A 17,843-nucleotide genomic window follows, 5' to 3' on the forward strand; every position below is an offset into this window, starting at 1 on the left:
TGGTGACGGTGAGGGTGCGCCGAGGTCTTGGAGGAGAGCCGCTACTTCTCTGATCAGTGAGTGCGGGTGGGTGCCCCGTAGGACGGTGATGGTGACCCCGTCCGGGTCCCAGATGGCGGTATCCGCTTGTTCGTCGACCTCGGCCGTACGAATGCACACAGGTATCCCCCCACGGGTGCGCGCGTTGGCATGGATGCCGCTCCGGGAGGTAAGCGGAAGGCCGAGATTACTCCTGCGTGCGCCTGTTGGGGGAGGGGTTTGTCATATGTGTTTCAACCATTGTCTCCTTACAAAGTAACTCCCCTTAGCAAGGCAACCCTTACCTAGGGTGACGAGGCGCGCGAAGTCCGCAGCAGCCTCGCGTGCTCGATCAGCGCCCGCTGCCCGCTCACGTCCAGCTGCCGGTAGATCTCCAGCAGCCGCCGCTCGCGCTCCTCGTCACTCGGCCCGGGCACCGGACGCCGGACCGCCTCGAACAGCTCCCGCGCAGTGACAGCCACCCCCCACTTTCGGAGCGTGTCCGCCAGAGCGTGGAGGGTCTCCGACGGCACGCGAGACGTCCCGCGCGTCCGCTTCAACCAGGCATTGAGCGTGGGGTAGGGGACGCCGGCCTCAGTGGCGAGGTCCTTCTGCGTCTTGTCCGGGGTTTCCTCGATGAGGCGCGTCAGTATGGCCGCCAGGTCCTCGCCTGCGGGGGCGTGATCCTCGGCGGGATGGTCGGTCTCGCCGGGGTTGCGCTGGTCGGAGGTCACGGCAAGAAGGATCGAGCATGCACATCTACATATGCAAGTAGAACGGGGAGCCGTGACCCGTTATTGACTGTGCGCTGGCGCATCTACACAACCCCTGCACACCCCTACTCGCATCGCATATGCGCCGGGAACACGCCAGCGAACGACCGGCCAGAATCGCTTGACGCAATATGCATCTACATGCAGACTGTAGACAGTGCAGGTCACTCGGGCCAGCGCACCCCACTACGGCCCCATGGCCGGAGGTTCACCATGCGACGACTGGACAACGGAGCCCCGCTCCGCGCCGCCATGAAGGCGGCCGGGCTGAGCGTCCCGCGCCTCGCCGCCAAGACGAAGGAAGCTGACCCCGAGCGGAAGGGACTGTCCGCCGCGTACGTCGGCTTCATCGTCGGCCAGGGCGAGACCGCCCGCGAGGAATGCAGCGACCGAGCCGCACAGCTCATCGCCGCAGCCCTCGACAGGGAGCTCGCCGAGCTCTTCGAGACGGTCGTTTTCACGCTCAAAGAATCTACATCTACATCGAGATCGCAGACTCGCAATTCGTCGAAGCCGCTCCCCGAGCAGCTCAAGACGCAGCGGCAGCTCGCCCGCTTCCTCCAGAAGTCCATGAGCTGGATCGACAGGCAGATCCAGGACGACGCGGAGTTCCCGGTCCACTACGCCGGGCGCAGCCGGCGCTTCGACCCGCAGGAGGTCCTCGACTACCTGCGCGACCGGCGCAAGGCGCGAATCGCCTGCTGATGCACGAGGGGGCCGCCCCGTAACCGCCAAGTCACCGGGACGACCCCTCGACCACACCCCACCGATCACCGAGAACAGGAAGGCAGGCCGTGAAACCACAGGCTAGCCCCGAAATCAGCCCCCCGAGGGCCGGGCAGGAGCCGGAGCTCCTGGTCCGCGCCCGCAGCGGCGACCGCGAGGCGTTCGCTGCTCTCTACAACGAGCACCACGACATGGTGTTCCGCTACCTCGCCGGGCGCACGAACCGGCAGCTGGCGGAGGACCTGACGCAGGAAGTGTTCGCTCGCGCCCTGCGCCGGATCGACACCTTCTCCTGGCAGGGCCGTGACTTCGGCGCCTGGCTGCTCACGATCGCCCGCAACATCCATCTGGACCACCTCAAGTCGGCCCGCAACCGGCTGGAGGTCACGGTCGGCGAGCTGCACGCGGATGCAGCCAACCGCAGCGCCGAGGAGGACGCGCTCCGCGGACTGGCCGAGGCCGAGGCCCAGCTGCTCGTGGGCGCCGCCCTCGCGCAGCTGCCGGCCTCGCAGCGCGAATGCGTCCGCCTCCGCTACCTGGCCGAGCAGTCCATCAGCGAGACCGCGGCCGCCATGCAGCGCACCCCGGGCGCGATCAAGACCATGGCCAACCGCGCCATGACCACGATGCGCGTCGCCCTCGGGGCGGTGGCAGCGTGAACAAGAACCTCCCCCAGGCGATCCAGACGATCCGCGAGTCCGTCGGCCTGACGGAGCCGGAGGCGTCCCGGCTGGCGCACGAGCTGAACCGGTCCGGCCTGCTCGTCGACCCGGAGCGGTCGTACGGCGTGGTCCTAGGCCGTCGCCCCGAGGGCGGTTGGGCGAGGGTCCCGAAGACCGAGCTGGAGCTCCAGGCCGCGGCGTGGGACGCGTCGTGCCGCCGAGCGGCCGCCCTGGCCGACACCGTGCGCGCGGAGTGCCCGCCGGAAAGTGGGCTCCTGTCCGTCGAGGCCGACAGCGACAGCGTCCGAGTGGTCGTGCAGGTCACCGCTGCCGACCAGTGGGGGCAGTGGCGCCGGTACCTCGGTATCACCACCGAGGAGACGCAGCCGCTGGAGTACGCGTACGTCGGCTCCGGGCACCGGGACGGTGTCGCGGTGTCGGTGGTGGCGTACGACGCCCCCGAGATCGAGGCCCGCACGGCGGCTGCCGCAGCGATGCCCTTCCAGCACGGCGGCACGGTCTACGACCTGGCCCTGCCGCAGCGTGACGCGCACGGCGACATCTGGGACCACGCCGGCCCGAACAACGACGGCATGCCGCTGCTGCGGATGCGCGGCGCTGCGGAACGCTGCTCGCTGGCGAACGTCGTCGAGTACGTCGGCCCGCTGACCGCCGTGCGCGACGATCAGCCGGTCCCGGGCGTACGCGAGAGCGTCGCCGCTGCTGCCGAGGGCGGTGAGTCGGCATGAGGACGAAGGCGCTGAACCAGCTGGCTGGCGTGGTCTGCGCTGCTCAGGCCAAGGACCGTACGCCGATGGGGATCGCGATGGCGATCGAGTCGGCCGGGATGATGCAGACCCCGGAGACCGCCGCCGAGCAACGTTCCAAGGTGATCGGCGAGATCGCCGAGTTGCTCGCCGCGAGGATCCCGGACGGCTCGCGCACCGACGACTGGGAGACCGTCACTGGGTTCGTCGAGGAGCTCCGCGGGATGGCTGCTCGCGGCCTGGGGCTCTTCATCGGCTGCCGCACAGCGCTCTGTGCGCGTGGCGAGTGGACGAGCAAGGCTTCCGAGCGCGGGTGGGAGAAGCAGGGGGACGTCTGGCTGTGCCCGCAGTGCGCGGCGAATGCTGCCGACCGTGCCGACTTCCTGGCCAAGCTGGCCCTCGAGCAGGCGCCGGCCGTCGGTGAGGTCGGCCAGGGGCTCCGGGTGGTGGCCGTGGAAGAGAGCCGCGCGAGCCGGGCCATCGCCCACTTCAGTGGGCAGCCCGACCTCGAGTCCACGGAGACTCACGGGCCGGACAAGGTGACCTTCACCATCCGACCGCGCACGGTCGAGGAGTGGAACTGGTGGGTCGCGAAGCTCGCCGTGCCCGTCGACACGATCACCCACCGGGGCAACGGCGTGGCCACCGCCCGCGGCACGTGGTCTGGCGCGACCGTCCACCTGCTCGTTCGCGACATGCCGACGGGCGGTGCCCGATGAGCAGTACCGCGTACTCCCGCGCGTACCAAGGCCTGGTGAAGGGCGGCATGACCGCCGACCAGACGGCCGGTCTCCTCGCCGAGCTCCGCAAGGAGACCGGCGAGGACCTGGCGGCCGGCCTCCGCGCCCACGCCAAGACGCTCCTCCGGCCCGAGCCGACGGACACGTTCGCCATCCAGCGCAAGAAGAAGATCCGGTTCGGCGCCCTGCAGCGCGCCGCCGACTGGATCGCCACCACGGCCGCCGGCCGCATCAGCCTTCCGTCCCAGCGCACCCACCGGAGTAACCCGTGACGACGTTCACCTTCGCCCCCGCGACCCGCGAGACGGCCAAGGCCCGCATCGCCCTCCAGGGCCCCGGCGGGTCCGGCAAGACGAAGACCGCGCTCCGCATGGCCGAGCGCCTCGCGGACGGAGGCGCCATCGGAGTCGTCGACACCGAGCGCGGCTCCGCGAAGAAGTACGCCATCGTCCCCGGCCGCCCCGACCTCGGCGGCCACGAGTTCGGCCACATGCCAATGGCCTTCTGCTCCCCCGAGAACATGATCGCGGCCGTTCGTGCCGCCGAGGAAGCCCGGATCGACGTCCTCATCGTCGACTCCTGGAGCCACTTCTGGGCGGGCAAGGGCGGGTTGCTCGCCCGCGTCGAGGAGGAGTCCAAGAAGTCGACGAACCGAGGCGGCAAGTTCACCGCCTGGGCGCCGGTCAACGACCTCGAACAGGACATGCTCGACGCCCTGTTGAACTTCCCCGGGCACGTCATCGTCACCATGCGGACGAAGAACGACTACTCGATGGAAGGCAAGACGGTCACGAAGGTCGGCGTGAAGACCGTCCAGCGCGATGGTGCTGAGTACGAGTTCGACGTCGTGATCGACATGATCGAGGGCACTGGCACGGTCACCAAGACGCGGTACGAGCCGCTCTACAACGCCAGCGTGCACCACCCCGGCGAGGACTTCGCGGAGGTGATCCTGGAGCAGCTCGGCCAGGGCGTGGACCCGGTGCAGGCGATCGTGGACGAACTGACCGCCGAGGGCCTGACGTACGAGCGCGCGCTGGAGCTGTACGGACAGGCCGACGCCCGGCGTCTCCTCGGCGTCGACCTCCTGCACCCGAAGACCGGCGGGCCCTCGAAGCTCGGGGACGTCATCAAGGAGTACGGACAGGCCGTCAAGCCCACCGCGGCCCCGGCCCCGACGGCAGCCTCCGGCGGCGAGGAGTACACCGGTCCGACGGCGCACTCCATGGCGGACGCCGAGGCGTCGGCCCCGGCCGTGCGGCGCACGGCTCCGCCGGCCGCCGAGCCGGACCCGGGCCCAGTGCCGGTGAGCGCTCCGCAGATGCGGATGATGCACGCCTGCTTCAGCAAGGTCGGCCTCGGCGCGAAGGAGGACCGCGCGAAGCGGCTCCACGCCACCGCCCTCATCATCGGCCGGCCGATCGGCTCCGCGAACGAGCTGACCTTCGACGAGGCCAAGACGCTCCTCGACACCCTCACGGCCTTCGGTGACCGCGAGACCCCCGTCGCCGACTTCGACGAGATGGTCTGGGGACTGGAGGACGACGCCGCCCGGCTGAGGGCCGAAGCCTCCCAGGCCGACGCCGCCTGATCCACCACTGACCGCGGGCCCCGCCGCCGACTCCCGGCGGGGCCCGCACCCCCAGAGAGGAGGTGCACCACAGTGGTGGACCCCAACACCAACACCATGGCCTTGTACCTGTGCTCATGGCTGCACGACCCGCAGAACCCGACGCCCTTCCTGGAAGAGGTTCGCGAGACCGTCTCAAGCGCCCGCGAGACCTTTGCCCGCCGGGGCATGACGATCGACGACAGCCTGCGCAAGTCGTACGAGGAGCGCGTCGCCGAGCACGGCCTGGACCAGGAACTGCTCACGTGGGCCGCGCGCGCGGCTGCGGCTATGGAAGGCAGCTCGTTGCCGCGCGACCCGGAGCACCGTGACGCGCTAAGCCCGTACTCGTACCGCGGCTTCCAGCTCACGTACGGAGATCTCGAAGAGATCTACGGCGCTGACCTCCCCGACGGGAGCTGACGGCATGGTGAACCCCACTCCCGAACAGACCGACGCCATCGACTCCTACGGAGACGGCCTCGACCTCGTCCTCCAGGCCGGAGCCGGGTGCGGCAAGAGCGCCACCCTCAAGATGATCGCCCGCTCCGACCCGCGGCGCCGGATGACGTACGTCGCCTACAACCGCTCGATCGCCGCCGACGCCTCGCGGTCGTTCCCGTCCACAGTGCTGTGCAAGACGGGCCACGGCCTGGCCTTCGACCAGCGGTACGGCGCGCGGCTCCAGCGGCCGCGGCAGACCGCGCACGAGGCCGCGCAGGCCCTCGACATCCGCAGCGTCCTCAAAATCATCGGCGCCACCCCGGCGATCCCGACGGACCTCGGGTTCCCGAAGCCGATGACCTCGAAGATCATCATGCGGTGCGCGCTCGACACCGTGGCCCGCTGGTGCCACAGCAGCGACACCGAGATCACCGCCCGGCACATCCCGCACTACGACGGCCTCACCGGGAAGGAGCCGCGCCAGCAGCTCGCCGCCCTGGTCCTCCCCGTCGCCCACGCCGCGTGGGGAGACCTGCTGACCAAGGACGGCGTGCTGAACCTGAGCCACGACCACTACCTGAAGATGTGGGCGCTGTCCGGCCCGCGGCTGGACACGGACGTGGTGCTCCTCGACGAAGCACAGGACACCAACGACGTGCTGTCCGCGGTGCTCCTGGCGCAGGACCACGCGCAGCGCATCGCCGTCGGCGACTCCGCACAGCAGATCTACAGCTGGCGCGGCGCGACCGACGCCCTGGCCAAGTTCGTGCGTGAGCTCGGTGCCCCCGAGCTCACCCTGTCGCAGTCCTTCCGGTTCGGTCCGGCGATCGCTGCAGAGGCGAACCTCTGGCTCCGCACGATCGACGCGCCCCTCCGCCTCACCGGCTACGAGGCATGCGACTCGTCCGTGGGCCCGGTCGACACCCCGGACGCGATCCTCTGCCGCACCAACTCCGGCGCGATGGGGATCGTCATGGAGGCCCTGGAGGCCGGCCGGAAGGTCGCCCTCGTCGGCGGGGGAGGGGACATCAAGCGCCTCGCCTGGGCCGCCGAGGCCCTCCAGGCCGGGCGCCCGACGGATCACCCCGAGTTCATGGCCTTCCCGTCCTGGGACGCGGTGCGCGAGTACGCCCACGAAGAGGACGGCTCGCTGAAGGTGCTCGTCAACCTCATCGATGAGCACGGCACGAAGCCGATCCTCTCCGCGGCCGACTCGCTGTGCTCGGAGCAGCAGGCCCAGCTCGTCGTCAGCACCGCGCACAAGGCCAAGGGCCGGGAGTGGCCGAAGGTCCGCATCCACTCGGACTTTCGGGCGCCGAAGCCCGACCAGAAGACCGGGCTGGTGATCCTGCCGAAGGAGGAAGGGCGGCTGGCGTACGTCGCGGTCACCCGGGCCCGGGAGGTCCTCGACTCCACCGCGCTGGCGTGGGTCCACAGCGTGACGGCGGTGACCGCATGAGCACGCAGAGCCTGCTCGTCGCTGCCGGCGTCGTCATCGCTCTCTGGACCTTCGCCGCGATCGTCATCTTCCGGACCGCGGCCCGGACCACGCAGCTGGCCGACGAGGACCAGGCCGAGCAGGCGCTGTTCGCCGAGGATCACATGGTCACCTTCGAGCCGATGCGCGAGGCCTTCGCCACCGCGGTCCGCGAGACGGAGCCGGGCCGGCCGTCTGCGGAGCTCGTCGACTGCTGGGGGATCTGGCCGGACGCCCCACTCGCTCACGACCTCACCGGAGGTACCCGCGATGGCAGCTGACCTGACCGGCGCCCTGTGTGCCGCCCCGGGCCAGGACCTGGCCATGTGGTTCCGGGAACTGGAGGACACGGTCGACGGCCGCCGCGACACGCGGTACGCCCGTGAGACCTGTCTCCGGTGCCCGGTCCGCGTGGCCTGCCTGGACCAGCAGATGGAGATCGAGGGCCGTACCGGGGCGTCGTCCCGGCACGGGGTCTTCGGTGGCCTGTCCGGCCGCGAGCGCCGGCGGTTGTACGAGTCCGCCAAGCGCGCGAAGGCCAGGGCCGCGGCGTGACCGGGCGGCCGGAGGGGACGGACGGCGCTCTCTGCGGGCACTGGATCGGCGCTGAGCGCCGGCACTGCCACTCCGTGGACGTGGTCCGCCCGTACCTCTCCGGTCTCCGGTGCCCGCTCCACACTCCGGCGGCTCTGGCCGGACGGCCGGAAACGCCGCCGGGGCCCGGGTGGCCTGCCGCCGCCTGGACCACCCCTTCCCCACAGAGCGCATCGGCGCTCTTCGACCAGCGCGCGGTCGCCTCCGGCAAGCGCCGGTCCTCCCCACACGTCTACCGCGCAGCACAACAGGCAGTACAGGAAAGGAAGTCATGACCGACCAGCACGACGCCGAGGACGAGAAGACCGTCCGACCGTTCGCCGCGTTCCTCCAGGAGCAGTCCGGCGGCCAGCTCCACGACGAGCTCTCCTCCCGGCTGCACGACCTGATCGAGGCCGTGATCGAGACCGGCAAGGCCGGCTCCCTCTCGCTGAAGGTCGACGTCAAGCCCATCGCCGGTACGGACGGCCGCACCCTCACCGTCACCGACGCCGTCACCACGAAAGTCCCGCGCATCGAGCGCCCGAAGTCGATCTTTTTCGTCACGGACGACGGCAACCTCTCCCGGACCGACCCGCGCCAGCCCGTCATCACCGGCCTTCGCGAGGTCGAGCCCACCCCCGTCAAGCAGCTCAGGAGCGCCCAGTAATGGCCACCGGATTCAACCGCTACGACCACGGCATGCCGCCCTCCGACAAGCGGACGGAGTTCCAGGCCGTCATCGACGTCGCCCAGCGCGCTGCGCACCCGGCCGAGCTGGAGCTCGGGAAGTTCTACACCGTCGTCCTGCCGAGCGGGCAGGTGCAGAAGATCGACCTGACCGGCCCGGAGCACACCGGGAAGCCCGCCCGGAAGAAGGGCACGACGATCGTCCGGGACGTCGACAGCTTCCTCGCCTACTTCGACAAGCACGGCGACGACGACAGCGAGGTCTACGCCGACGTGCAGCGGCGCACCATCACCGCGGTCCTCGACGCCCACACCGGCGACGGGGCCCGGTGGGCGGAGCACCGCGTGGAGCTCCACCTGCGGCACACCGCGGCGTGGGATGCGTGGACCGGGATCGACAACGAGCTGCTTGCGCAGGACCGGTTCGCGGAGTTCATCGAGGACAATCTGCCCGACCTGGTGGAGCCGGACAGCGCGACGATGCTGGAGCTCGCCGAGTCCTTCGAGGCCACGTCGTCGGCGGAGTTCAAGTCGTCGCAGCGGCTCGACTCCGGCGCCCGGACCTTCGCCTGGGTGGAGGAGACGAACGCGAAGGCCGGCCACCGCGGGGACATCACCATCCCGGCCTCGCTGAAGCTCGCACTGCGCCCGTTCGAAGGCTGTGAGCCGTTCGCCGTGATGGCGCGGTTCCGCTACCGGATCAAGCGGTCCGGCGACAGCGGCGCGTCGCTGCTGCTCGGGATCAAGCTCGAGCGCCCCGGCGACATTCTCGCGGCGGCCTTCGAGGACGTACGGACGGCCGTCGACAACGGCATCCCGGAGACCATCGCGGTGCTGAACGGCGCCCCGGCGTCCCGCTGATGCACCCCCTTGCGCGGCCGGTCGGCTCCGGCCGGCCGCGCCATCCCCACCCAAGAGACGAGGGCGTGTGAGCACTGAGGCCATGACCTGGGCGATGGACAACGCCCCGATGCTGCGGACCGACAAGGGTCGGCCCGACAGTACGGCGCGGCATGTCCTCCAGGTCCTGGCCGAGCACGCCCGGCCGGATGGCTCCAACAGCCACCCGTCGAATCTGCGGATCCGGTACCGGACCGGGTACGACGAGCGGACGGTGCAGCGGGCGCTCCGTCGCCTGGAGCAGGGCGGGCTCATCCGGAGGCAGGGCACCGTCCAGGGCCGGCCGAAGTGGAAGCTCCAGATGCACCTGCGGCGGCCGGAGTTCGACTGGGCGGAGCTGGAGGCGGAGGCGGAGGACGCGAAGAAGCAGGCTGCGGAGCGTCAGCGTCGGTCGCGGGCGAAGCGCGTCACGCCGTCTGACGACGTGACTGTCACGCATGGAGAGTCCGTGACTGTCACACACTCTGACGACGTGACAGAGGGGGATGTCACGCACTCAGAGTCCGTGAGTCACGCACTCCAAGTGCGTGATGTCACGCACTCTGCGTCCGAATGTCACGCACTCAGTGCCCCCCTAACCACCAACAACCACCAGAACAACCACCAGGAACCGTTCCCGGGTCCCGCCGACGCCTCCGCGACCGCCGCCACACCCACCCCCGGTGACACACGAGACGCACCAGACGACGAGCCCGTAGACGGCGAGGTCCTCGAGGAGACCGAGCACCAGGAGCCGGAGCCCATCACCGCTCAGACGATCGTCGGCGAGTGGCTGGACCGCTGCACCGTCCGCCCCCCGTCCACCGTCATCGGCCAGATGGCCAAGCAGATCCGCGTGCTCCTCGAGGAAGACCGGATCGACCCCGACTGGGTCCGCCGCGGCATCGCTCAGTGGATGAGCCGAGACCTCCACCCCTCGACGCTCCCGTCCGTCGTCAACGGCGTCATGAACCGCACCACCAACTCCGCCCCGCAGCACACCCCGCCGGCCGACGGCTCCTCCGTCTTCGACCGAGCCCGCGCCCGCGCCGCCGCCCGAGCCACCCAGCGCCAGGAAGGACAGACCCCGTGACCGAAGAAGAAGCGATCCAGATCGCCGAGTACGTCGCCGCCGCCTGCCCCGCGCAGCGCTTCAACGAGTACACCCCCGACGTCTGGGGCGAACTCCTCGCCCCCTACACCGTCGACGAGGCCCGCTCCGCCGCCATCGCCGTAGCCCGCCGCCAGACCTTCGTCAGCCCCGCCGAGATCATCACCGAGATCCGCGACCGCCGCGCCGAACGCATCTCCGCCGCGAACCTCGTCTACGACGGCAACCCGCTGGAGACCGGCGCCCAATCCGCAACCAGCCTCCGCGCCCTCCTCGCCGCGGCCGCCGACGGCCACACACCCCCGCAGAGCATCCGCACCTCCCTCGGCACCACCGAACGCCCCGCTCTCCCCGCTGGCACCCCGACAACCGGCCGGGCCGCCGCGGTCCTCGCCGCCGTCGGCCAGGCCGTACCGCGCACCCGCGACGGCGTCGTCAACCCCCGCGCAGTCGCCTGCCGCCGCTGCTCCGCCCTCCCCGGCACCAGCTGCACCACCAACGGCCGCCGCCGGGCCGACGTCCACCCCGCCCGCCTCGACGACGCCCGCCTCATCGCCGCCGGCCTCCCGCCGATCGACCCCGACGCGGCACTCCTCGAGGAGACGCGCATCCGCGAGGCCTCCGCGGCCGCCCTCGCCAAGCAGCCCGCCACCGCCGACGCCGACGACCAGGACGAGGACGACAACCGATGATCACCACCGCCGACGACCCGACCACCCTCGCGCCCACCACCGACCGCGCCCCCGTCGAGCTCGCCATCGTCAGCAGCATCGCCAGCACCGAGCCGCCCGAGACCTTCCTGTGGATCACCTTCCACAAGCCCTGCGGCGGCGCCACCATCCGCTACGAGTGGACCCACGGCGGCACCGCCCTCGGCGACCACATCGACGCCCTCGCCATGGCCATCGGCCTCGACGCCGCCGACTGGATGCACATCACCAGCGAGCACGCCCAGACCACCACCCGCGGCCGCATCGAGATCCAGGCCCACCCGCTCCGCCCGATCCTCGCCGACGTCCAGGCGCACGTCCGCTGCCCCGACGACCGCCGCGAAGGCCTCCACCGCATCCTCGACAAGGCGGCCGAGACCACCGGCACCGCGCCCACCCGCATCCCCCGCTGGGTCGGAGTCGGCCCCGCTCTCCTCGGACGGAACGCCTGATGGCCGCCCGCTACCGCTTCCCCGCCATGGCCGTCCGCTGCACCTGGTGCCGAGCACCCGTCGGCGAGCTCTGCACCACCCCCAGCAACGGCCGCCCCCACCGCGGCGGCACCCACGACGTCCGCCGAATCGACTGGGCCATGACAACCCAGTGCCCCGAATGCCGAGCCACCCCCGGCCACCCCTGCACCACCACCGCCCACGGCCAGCTCACCCACCTCGACGACGTCCACCCCGCACGCACCCACACCACCCACCGCAGCCAGGACCCGCCATGACCCCGCGACCACCCGCCACATGCCCCGACTGCCGCCGCCCCATCCGCTGGACCACCACCGAAGCCGGCAAGCACCTCGCCGTCGACCCCGACCCCCACCCCGACGGCAACACCGCCATCTGGCGCGACGGAACCGGCGCCACCCGCTCCCGCCGCCCCACCACCGAACTCCCCCTCTGCGGCTGGGAGCGACTCCACAAGCCCCACATCGCCACCTGCCCCGCCCGCCAGACCCATCTCCCCCTCCACGGCGTCACCCGCCTCGACGACCACCGCAACCGGAAGAGGACCCCATGACGACGCACACCGCCCGCGAAATCGACCGAGACGGCATCAACCGGCTCGTCGCCAAACTCGGCGACTGGATCATCCGCCACCCCGACGGCCGATGGACCATCCACCACCAACCCCCACAAACCACCATCTGAACCCACCCACCCCCTGAACCGGTTCTGGCCGGTTCTACGCGACATAGGAAGTGATCATCTTGTCTCTGCCCACCATCACCGGAGTCGGCCGCCTCACCGCGGACCCGGAGCTCCGCTTCACCCCGTCGGGGAAAGCCGTCGCCTCCGTCCCGCTGGCCTTCAACTCCCGCCGCCTGAACAAGCAGACGAACGAGTGGGAGGACGGCGACGTCTTCTTCATCCGCGGCACGGTCTGGGAGCGCCTGGCGGAGAACGTCGCCGAGACCTTCGCCAAGGGGCACGAGGTCATCGTCACGGGCGAGGTCCGTACGGAGTCGTGGGAGAAGGACGGCCAGAAGCACGAGCGGCCGGCGCTCCTGATCCGGGCGATCGGCCCGTCGCTCGCGTTCGCGACCGCTGTGGTGTCGAAGGACGCGGCGTCTCAGCAGGGCGGCCAGGGTGGTCAGCAGCGGCGCTCTGGCGGGCAGCAGGGGCAGGCTCAGCGGTCCCGGCCGCAGCAGCCGCCGGCGGACGACCCGTGGGCCGTCGACAACGCCAAGGGCTACTCCGACGAGCCCCCGTTCTAGGCCATGGCCGCGCTGCTGAAGCTGCCGAGTTGCCAGACCGCCTCGGAGATCGTTGAGGCGCTCCTGGTGGCCGCGCAGGCCCGCGACACGACCGCTCCGGAGCTCGCCGCGCGCTGGCGCGGGATCGCCGACGACATCGGCGACGCCCTCGACCAGCTCCCCACCCCAACACAGACCGAGGAGAACACCCCTTGAAGATCTTCTACGACACGGAATTCGTGGACGACGGCAGGACCATCGATCTGATCAGCATCGGCATGGTCGCCGAGGACGGCCGCGAGCTGTACGCCGTCAGCTCCCAGTTCAACCAGGCCGACGTCCGCCGCAACGGCTGGTTGATGGCGAACGTCTGGCCGTCCCTGCCGATCCTGAAGAACCCGCCCGGCGTCCGCGGCATGGACCGGCTCGACGTCACCCACCCCGACGTCCGCCCACGCCACCAGATCGCCCGCATGGTCAAGGAGTTCATCCTGGCCACCCCGGACCCGCAGCTCTGGGCCTACTACAGCGCGTACGACCACGTCGCCTACGCCCAGCTCTTCGGCCCCATGAGCGAGCTGCCCGACGGCCTGCCCATGCAGACCGACGACCTCGTCACCGAAGCGAAGCGCCTCGGCCTCACCCCCGATGATCTGCCGAGCCAGGCCGACGGACACCACAACGCCCTCGCCGACGCCCGCCACAACCTCGCGATGGCCCGCTTCATGAACCTCGTCTGACCGTACGACCCGCACCGGACTTGGGGCCCACCCTCGGGGCCCGCCCCCGGCACCACCGCCAGGAGCAGCCTTGTTCGGACTCACCACCACCCGCCGCCTCCGCACAGTCGAAGCCGAGCGTGACCAGAACGCCCGCCTCCTCGCCGAGGCCTACAGCGCGCACGACACCGCGCAGGACCGCGCCCTCCACCGCCGCATCGCCTACCGCCGACGGCTGACCCGCGCCCTCCGCGCCTGCGCCCGCTGGCGCACCCACGCCGCCAAGGAGCACCGCGACGTCCGGCTCCTCGCCGAGCAGCTCCTGAACGCCACAGGGGAGCACAACCCGGCCGCCCGCCGCGCCCTCGGCCTGCCTGACGACGGCCCATGGGAGAGCGCGATCGAGGGCCTCAACGCCCTTGTGGACGCGGGCGAGATCTTCCACGTCGAGAACGGTGACATCAGCAGCTCGTCCGGCGACAAGCGCATCACGTGGGACTCGAAGGCCGGCCGCTGGCGCCTCGCCCACGACGACGCCGACCAGGCCGGCGACGAAGCGCTGAGGGGCTCGGGCACCTGATGGCCGACACCTGCCAGGACTGCGGCCGACCGCTCCGTGACCCCGTGTCACGGGCGGTCGGGCGCGGCCCCGTCTGCTCCGCCAAGCACACCTCCGGCCGCGGGACGGCCGGACACGACCAACTGATCTTCGAAGAGGACCCCATGGACCAGCCCACCCCTGAGGACCAGTCCGAGGTCGCTGGTCGGGGCCGCTGCGGCAACGACCCGCGCACCACGCTCAGCCCCGGCGACCAGGCCGCCATCGCCAGCTTCGAGGAGTACCTCGCCGTACGGAAGCGCGCCGAGGAGGCCGAGGAGGCCATCCGCCGCACGGTCGCGCAGATGCAGGCGTACGCCAAGGCCGGCAGCGGCGGCGTGAACCCCCGCCAGGTCATCGGCCTACTCTCGCCGACCTGGCCGGACGGCAACCACGAAGCCCCCACCCCGTGAACAACCTCGCCCACTGGGCCGACCAACCCTGGAGAAAACGATGACCGCCAACACCCTCCCCGCCTACACCGGCCCGCAGCCCCGCTGCGCCAAGTGCGGCAACCACGGCGCCTACACCCGCTACCTCGCCCACGGCCTGTGGGGCCACGGCGAACCCACGGACACCTCCCTCGGCATGGAGTCGAACGAGCGGCTCCACCGCGAGTGCGAGACCTGCGGACACGTGTGGGACGAGGCGACCGTGGAGCAGCGGCCCGCCGAGATCGCGGACCCGTACGGGCTTCTCCACGGCGTCGCGGCCGACGAGGAGGCGTGACCGATGATCCCCGCGTTCACCGCCCTCATGTGGCTCGCCTGCCTCGGCCTGCTCGTGATCCTCGGCGCCGCTGGCTGCGCCCTCGTCCTCGCACGGCGCGACCGACGCGACACGGCCCGCGCCGCACGCCCGCACAGCGCCCGCGTAGGCACCGCGGAGCAGGACGCGGCAGCCATCGACCGGCCGTTCCTCGAGATCGCCGCCTACCGGCACGACCACGGCCACCGCGCGTGGGCGTGGCGCTGCTGGGGCGACGGCACCTGCGACGGCCGGCTCAGCCTCGACCATGCCAGCGAGGACGGCGCCCGCCGAGCCGCTTGCCGCCACCTCACCGAGACCCACGGAGCCCCCGATGCCTGAACCCACACCCGCCGTCCCCGGCGAGACGCCGCTGGAGATCCCGCTTGACGCGGTCCGGGTGCTGCACGCCGTGCTCGGCGACCTTCTCGCCGGGACCGCCCCGGCCCCGGGCGGCGTCCGCGACCAGATCGCCGCAGCCGTCACCGCGGCGGCCGGCGTCCGTGAGGTCACCCCCGGCTACTGCGGGCACTGCGGGCGCGGTGACTGCTCCCCGACCGCCGACCAGTGGCTGGCCGAACGGCGCCGAGCCGAGCAGGCCGAGGCCGAGGCGACGACCACGGCCCGCGTCATGGGCGCCCTCCACCGGAGCGCTGAGGAGGCGGTCACCCGCGTGATCGAACTCGCCGAACGCTGGGCCAGCGACCCCAACCGATCCGACCCATACCGCGAACTCCGTGCCGCCATCGACCCGCAGGAGCAGCACCGTGCCTGAACCCGACGCCTGCCGCCCCGTTGAGATCGACGGCGAGACCATCCGCGTACGCGGTGCGCAGGAGATGACCGACGAGGCCCGAGCCGCGTTCGCCGAGGTGGTCCGCGCAGCGAAGCGCAAGTACGCGGCCGAGCACCCGCCCCGGCACACCGTCGACACGATCACCAGCGACGCACTCGACGCCCTGTACGCCGAGCTGGAGCTGGCCCAGCAGCGCGCTGCCGCGATGGAGCGCGCCATGGAGCCCACCGCAGCCGACGCCCTCGCCCACCGCGGGTGCCACCGGGACCTGAAGGGGCAGTGCCTACGAGCCGAGCGGGCGGGGTCCGCCATCACCACCTTCGCCGCGATCTTCGAAGGACTCGGCAACCTCCTCGCCACAAGCTCCCGCGACTGGGGCACCTACCGCGTCGACGCCTGGCTCTACGCCGTGATCCTCGGCTGGGACTGCGAGGAAGCCACTCACAACGAGACATGCGCCCACGGAGCCATGGAGGAGATGGCCGCCCTGCACGGCTGGGACGCGGACACCGTCGCCAAGGCACGCCGATACCGCGCCGCCGTCCGAGACGCCCTTGACCCGCAGGAGCAGCCGGCCACCCGCCCGCCGGTCCACGTCGGCGGCAGGGCGAACGCGGAGGACTGCCCCGCCTGCATCGCCTCCGCGCTGTCCCCGCCGTGGCCTTTCATCTGCCCCGGCGAGGCCGCCCACGAAGACCCCAAGGAGACCTGAACCATGCCGAACACCGCCGCCCGCACGCCCTACGGCCACACCCTCCACGTGATCAACCAGACCGCCGAAAGCCTCCGCATGATCGAAGCACGCCCCGACGGACGCCCCCGCGACCTCGACGGGCCCACCGCCGTCGGCGCACTCACCGTCCGCTCCAACCTCGCCATCGCGTCCGCGCTCCTCGCCGTCGCCGACGCCCTGCGCACCGAACAGCCCAAGGAGAAGTGACCATGGGATGGGGATCCGCCTACCGCATCTTCAACACCGTCGCTGACGCCCTGATCGAGGCAAAGGCGAGCGACGAGATCAAGGAACAGACACTCACCAAGGTGATCCGCTCACTCCACGAAGGCGACTGGGACACCGAACTCGACAGCCTCCAGGACTACCTCGATGACCCCGCGATCGTCCGGGCCTTCGAGGCGTGCGGCGTCCGCTGGGACGACGACGAGGACTGAAGCACGCGCGAGGGGCGCGCCCACAACCTCCCCAGGCCGGGCGCGCCCCCAGGTGCTGATCACCCTACGCCCCGCCCAGCCCCACGGAGCGCACGATGACCACCACCACCCACCCCACCACCGCCCACCACCTCTGGACCATCGCCCGCCACTGGACCGACCTCACCAACGCCCTCACCACCCAGCAGAACACCTGGCCCCCCACCATGGGCATCGCCGTCCTCTCCAGCCGGCACCAGACCGCCGAGGACCGCGAGGCCGCCCAATGGCGCGCCCAGGCCCTCCGCCAACTCGAGCGCTCCCCCGACCAGCCCGGATGGACCGCCGCCCCGATCCGCTTCGACGTCCTCGACGCACTGCTCCTGGTCGAGGCCGGTCTCGTCGAGCTCGCCGACCAGATCGCCGCCTCGAGCCAGCACTCGCCGATCACCCCCAACCCGCCGAGGAGGACATGGCCGGCCAACCCGCGGGCGTACAAGGCCGCGCGCGCGGACGCCACCCGGCGGGACCTGCTCGCCCTGCGACAGTCCAAGGACCCCCGACGCTGGCGCCTCACGAACGGGCCGGACGCGGACCGCACCCCCGTACGCGCCGCGCTCTGGCTCCTCGCCCGGCACCAGGGCACGCGCGGCCCCTGGCGGCCACTCACCGACGACGAGCAGGCGCGCATCCGTACGGTCGCCAGGGCCTGCGCGCACCTCGTCGAGCGGTGCCTCGACGTCGGCGACGGCCGCGCCACCCTGGCTGAGTCCTGCCCGCTCTGCGGCGACAGGCTGGTGATGCACGGGGGTGCCGGCGCGAGCCCGGTCGTACGGTGCCGGGGCGCCAGCTGCGGACGGACCTGGACGTGGTCCGACGTGGCACGCTGACCGGGTAACGGCTGCGGCCCCGCTGTCTGCGTGACAGCGGGGCCGCGAAGGTTCGGGCAGCGT

At 71.3% G+C, this 17,843-nt stretch carries 31 protein-coding genes; 30 read left to right on the forward strand and 1 reads right to left on the reverse strand.

What is annotated here, in order from left to right; all coding sequences use genetic code 11:
* Positions 1-323: 323 nt before the first annotated feature.
* On the reverse strand, positions 324-752 hold the full coding sequence (locus tag SCWH03_RS13395; RefSeq protein WP_254076739.1) for a helix-turn-helix domain-containing protein: 429 nt from the start codon (positions 750-752) through the stop codon (positions 324-326).
* Positions 753-1,004: 252 nt separating this feature from the next.
* On the opposite strand from SCWH03_RS13395, the gene SCWH03_RS13400 reads away from it, so the two are divergent.
* From SCWH03_RS13400 to SCWH03_RS13540, 30 genes are all read left to right on the forward strand, one after another.
* Positions 1,005-1,496 carry a hypothetical protein gene (locus SCWH03_RS13400; protein ID WP_173264418.1) on the forward strand — a complete coding sequence of 164 codons (492 nt, stop codon included), beginning with the start codon at positions 1,005-1,007 and terminating at the stop codon, positions 1,494-1,496.
* An 89-nt stretch (positions 1,497-1,585) separates the two neighbouring features.
* Positions 1,586-2,176, forward strand: coding sequence for a sigma-70 family RNA polymerase sigma factor (locus SCWH03_RS13405; protein WP_173264419.1), 591 nt, complete (start codon positions 1,586-1,588; stop codon positions 2,174-2,176).
* Positions 2,173-2,928 carry a BN159_2729 family protein gene (locus tag SCWH03_RS13410; protein WP_173264420.1) on the forward strand — a complete coding sequence of 252 codons (756 nt, stop codon included), beginning with the start codon at positions 2,173-2,175 and terminating at the stop codon, positions 2,926-2,928. The genes SCWH03_RS13405 and SCWH03_RS13410 overlap by 4 nt, the downstream gene beginning before the upstream one ends.
* Positions 2,925-3,665 carry a hypothetical protein gene (locus SCWH03_RS13415; RefSeq protein ID WP_173264421.1) on the forward strand — a complete coding sequence of 247 codons (741 nt, stop codon included), beginning with the start codon at positions 2,925-2,927 and terminating at the stop codon, positions 3,663-3,665. Before SCWH03_RS13410 ends, SCWH03_RS13415 begins: the two co-directional genes overlap by 4 nt.
* Positions 3,662-3,958 (forward strand): hypothetical protein, encoded by a 297-nt coding sequence (locus tag SCWH03_RS13420; protein WP_173264422.1) that lies wholly within the window; start codon positions 3,662-3,664, stop codon positions 3,956-3,958. Before SCWH03_RS13415 ends, SCWH03_RS13420 begins: the two co-directional genes overlap by 4 nt.
* Positions 3,955-5,277, forward strand: a complete 1,323-nt coding sequence (locus SCWH03_RS13425; protein WP_173264423.1) for an AAA family ATPase — start codon at positions 3,955-3,957, stop codon at positions 5,275-5,277. The genes SCWH03_RS13420 and SCWH03_RS13425 overlap by 4 nt, the downstream gene beginning before the upstream one ends.
* Positions 5,278-5,349: 72 nt before the next feature.
* Positions 5,350-5,718 carry a hypothetical protein gene (locus SCWH03_RS13430; RefSeq protein WP_173264424.1) on the forward strand — a complete coding sequence of 123 codons (369 nt, stop codon included), beginning with the start codon at positions 5,350-5,352 and terminating at the stop codon, positions 5,716-5,718.
* A gap of 4 nt (positions 5,719-5,722) precedes the next feature.
* Positions 5,723-7,198: a UvrD-helicase domain-containing protein gene (locus SCWH03_RS13435; RefSeq protein WP_308788870.1), complete on the forward strand. Its 1,476-nt coding sequence runs from the start codon at positions 5,723-5,725 to the stop codon at positions 7,196-7,198.
* On the forward strand, positions 7,195-7,497 hold the full coding sequence (locus SCWH03_RS13440; RefSeq protein ID WP_173264425.1) for a hypothetical protein: 303 nt from the start codon (positions 7,195-7,197) through the stop codon (positions 7,495-7,497). Before SCWH03_RS13435 ends, SCWH03_RS13440 begins: the two co-directional genes overlap by 4 nt.
* A complete protein-coding gene (locus tag SCWH03_RS13445; RefSeq protein WP_173264426.1) occupies positions 7,487-7,771 on the forward strand; it encodes a WhiB family transcriptional regulator in 285 nt (94 codons plus the stop codon). Before SCWH03_RS13440 ends, SCWH03_RS13445 begins: the two co-directional genes overlap by 11 nt.
* Before the next feature lie 310 nt (positions 7,772-8,081).
* On the forward strand, positions 8,082-8,459 hold the full coding sequence (locus SCWH03_RS13450; protein WP_173264427.1) for a YfdP family phage-associated protein: 378 nt from the start codon (positions 8,082-8,084) through the stop codon (positions 8,457-8,459).
* Entirely contained in the window at positions 8,459-9,340 is an 882-nt protein-coding gene (locus tag SCWH03_RS13455) for a DUF2303 family protein (RefSeq protein WP_254076740.1), read from the forward strand. The genes SCWH03_RS13450 and SCWH03_RS13455 overlap by 1 nt, the downstream gene beginning before the upstream one ends.
* A 67-nt stretch (positions 9,341-9,407) precedes the next feature.
* The gene (locus SCWH03_RS13460; RefSeq protein WP_173264428.1) at positions 9,408-10,451 is read left to right on the forward strand and encodes a helix-turn-helix domain-containing protein; all 1,044 of its coding nucleotides are present in this window, start codon (positions 9,408-9,410) and stop codon (positions 10,449-10,451) included.
* Positions 10,448-11,161 (forward strand): zinc finger domain-containing protein, encoded by a 714-nt coding sequence (locus tag SCWH03_RS13465; protein ID WP_173264429.1) that lies wholly within the window; start codon positions 10,448-10,450, stop codon positions 11,159-11,161. The genes SCWH03_RS13460 and SCWH03_RS13465 overlap by 4 nt, the downstream gene beginning before the upstream one ends.
* Positions 11,158-11,631, forward strand: a complete 474-nt coding sequence (locus SCWH03_RS13470) for a hypothetical protein (protein ID WP_173264430.1) — start codon at positions 11,158-11,160, stop codon at positions 11,629-11,631. Before SCWH03_RS13465 ends, SCWH03_RS13470 begins: the two co-directional genes overlap by 4 nt.
* The gene (locus SCWH03_RS13475; protein WP_173264431.1) at positions 11,631-11,909 is read left to right on the forward strand and encodes a zinc finger domain-containing protein; all 279 of its coding nucleotides are present in this window, start codon (positions 11,631-11,633) and stop codon (positions 11,907-11,909) included. Before SCWH03_RS13470 ends, SCWH03_RS13475 begins: the two co-directional genes overlap by 1 nt.
* Positions 11,906-12,205: a hypothetical protein gene (locus SCWH03_RS13480; protein WP_173264432.1), complete on the forward strand. Its 300-nt coding sequence runs from the start codon at positions 11,906-11,908 to the stop codon at positions 12,203-12,205. The genes SCWH03_RS13475 and SCWH03_RS13480 overlap by 4 nt, the downstream gene beginning before the upstream one ends.
* Positions 12,202-12,336, forward strand: a complete 135-nt coding sequence (locus SCWH03_RS29620) for a hypothetical protein (protein WP_272491063.1) — start codon at positions 12,202-12,204, stop codon at positions 12,334-12,336. The genes SCWH03_RS13480 and SCWH03_RS29620 overlap by 4 nt, the downstream gene beginning before the upstream one ends.
* Before the next feature lie 59 nt (positions 12,337-12,395).
* Entirely contained in the window at positions 12,396-12,902 is a 507-nt protein-coding gene (gene ssb / locus SCWH03_RS13485) for a single-stranded DNA-binding protein (RefSeq protein WP_173264433.1), read from the forward strand.
* A 3-nt stretch (positions 12,903-12,905) separates the two neighbouring features.
* Complete coding sequence (locus SCWH03_RS13490; protein ID WP_173264434.1) at positions 12,906-13,097, forward strand: hypothetical protein; 192 nt, start codon at positions 12,906-12,908, stop codon at positions 13,095-13,097.
* On the forward strand, positions 13,094-13,621 hold the full coding sequence (locus SCWH03_RS13495; protein ID WP_173264435.1) for a 3'-5' exoribonuclease: 528 nt from the start codon (positions 13,094-13,096) through the stop codon (positions 13,619-13,621). The genes SCWH03_RS13490 and SCWH03_RS13495 overlap by 4 nt, the downstream gene beginning before the upstream one ends.
* Before the next feature lie 70 nt (positions 13,622-13,691).
* Positions 13,692-14,180, forward strand: coding sequence for a hypothetical protein (locus SCWH03_RS13500; RefSeq protein WP_173264436.1), 489 nt, complete (start codon positions 13,692-13,694; stop codon positions 14,178-14,180).
* The gene (locus SCWH03_RS13505; RefSeq protein WP_173264437.1) at positions 14,180-14,611 is read left to right on the forward strand and encodes a DUF6011 domain-containing protein; all 432 of its coding nucleotides are present in this window, start codon (positions 14,180-14,182) and stop codon (positions 14,609-14,611) included. The genes SCWH03_RS13500 and SCWH03_RS13505 overlap by 1 nt, the downstream gene beginning before the upstream one ends.
* 40 nt (positions 14,612-14,651) lie before the next feature.
* The gene (locus tag SCWH03_RS13510) at positions 14,652-14,927 is read left to right on the forward strand and encodes a hypothetical protein (protein ID WP_173264438.1); all 276 of its coding nucleotides are present in this window, start codon (positions 14,652-14,654) and stop codon (positions 14,925-14,927) included.
* 3 nt (positions 14,928-14,930) lie between these two features.
* Complete coding sequence (locus SCWH03_RS13515) at positions 14,931-15,287, forward strand: hypothetical protein (protein WP_173264439.1); 357 nt, start codon at positions 14,931-14,933, stop codon at positions 15,285-15,287.
* Positions 15,280-15,720 carry a hypothetical protein gene (locus SCWH03_RS13520; protein WP_173264440.1) on the forward strand — a complete coding sequence of 147 codons (441 nt, stop codon included), beginning with the start codon at positions 15,280-15,282 and terminating at the stop codon, positions 15,718-15,720. The genes SCWH03_RS13515 and SCWH03_RS13520 overlap by 8 nt, the downstream gene beginning before the upstream one ends.
* Positions 15,713-16,453 (forward strand): hypothetical protein, encoded by a 741-nt coding sequence (locus tag SCWH03_RS13525; protein ID WP_173264441.1) that lies wholly within the window; start codon positions 15,713-15,715, stop codon positions 16,451-16,453. The genes SCWH03_RS13520 and SCWH03_RS13525 overlap by 8 nt, the downstream gene beginning before the upstream one ends.
* Before the next feature lie 3 nt (positions 16,454-16,456).
* Positions 16,457-16,681 carry a hypothetical protein gene (locus tag SCWH03_RS13530; protein WP_173264442.1) on the forward strand — a complete coding sequence of 75 codons (225 nt, stop codon included), beginning with the start codon at positions 16,457-16,459 and terminating at the stop codon, positions 16,679-16,681.
* A gap of 2 nt (positions 16,682-16,683) precedes the next feature.
* A complete protein-coding gene (locus tag SCWH03_RS13535) occupies positions 16,684-16,911 on the forward strand; it encodes a hypothetical protein (RefSeq protein ID WP_173264443.1) in 228 nt (75 codons plus the stop codon).
* 95 nt (positions 16,912-17,006) lie between these two features.
* Positions 17,007-17,780, forward strand: coding sequence for a hypothetical protein (locus tag SCWH03_RS13540; protein WP_173264444.1), 774 nt, complete (start codon positions 17,007-17,009; stop codon positions 17,778-17,780).
* Positions 17,781-17,843 lie beyond the last annotated feature (63 nt).

The sequence above is a fragment of the Streptomyces pacificus genome (assembly GCF_011766325.1).
In the GTDB taxonomy this organism is placed as follows: domain Bacteria; phylum Actinomycetota; class Actinomycetes; order Streptomycetales; family Streptomycetaceae; genus Streptomyces; species Streptomyces pacificus.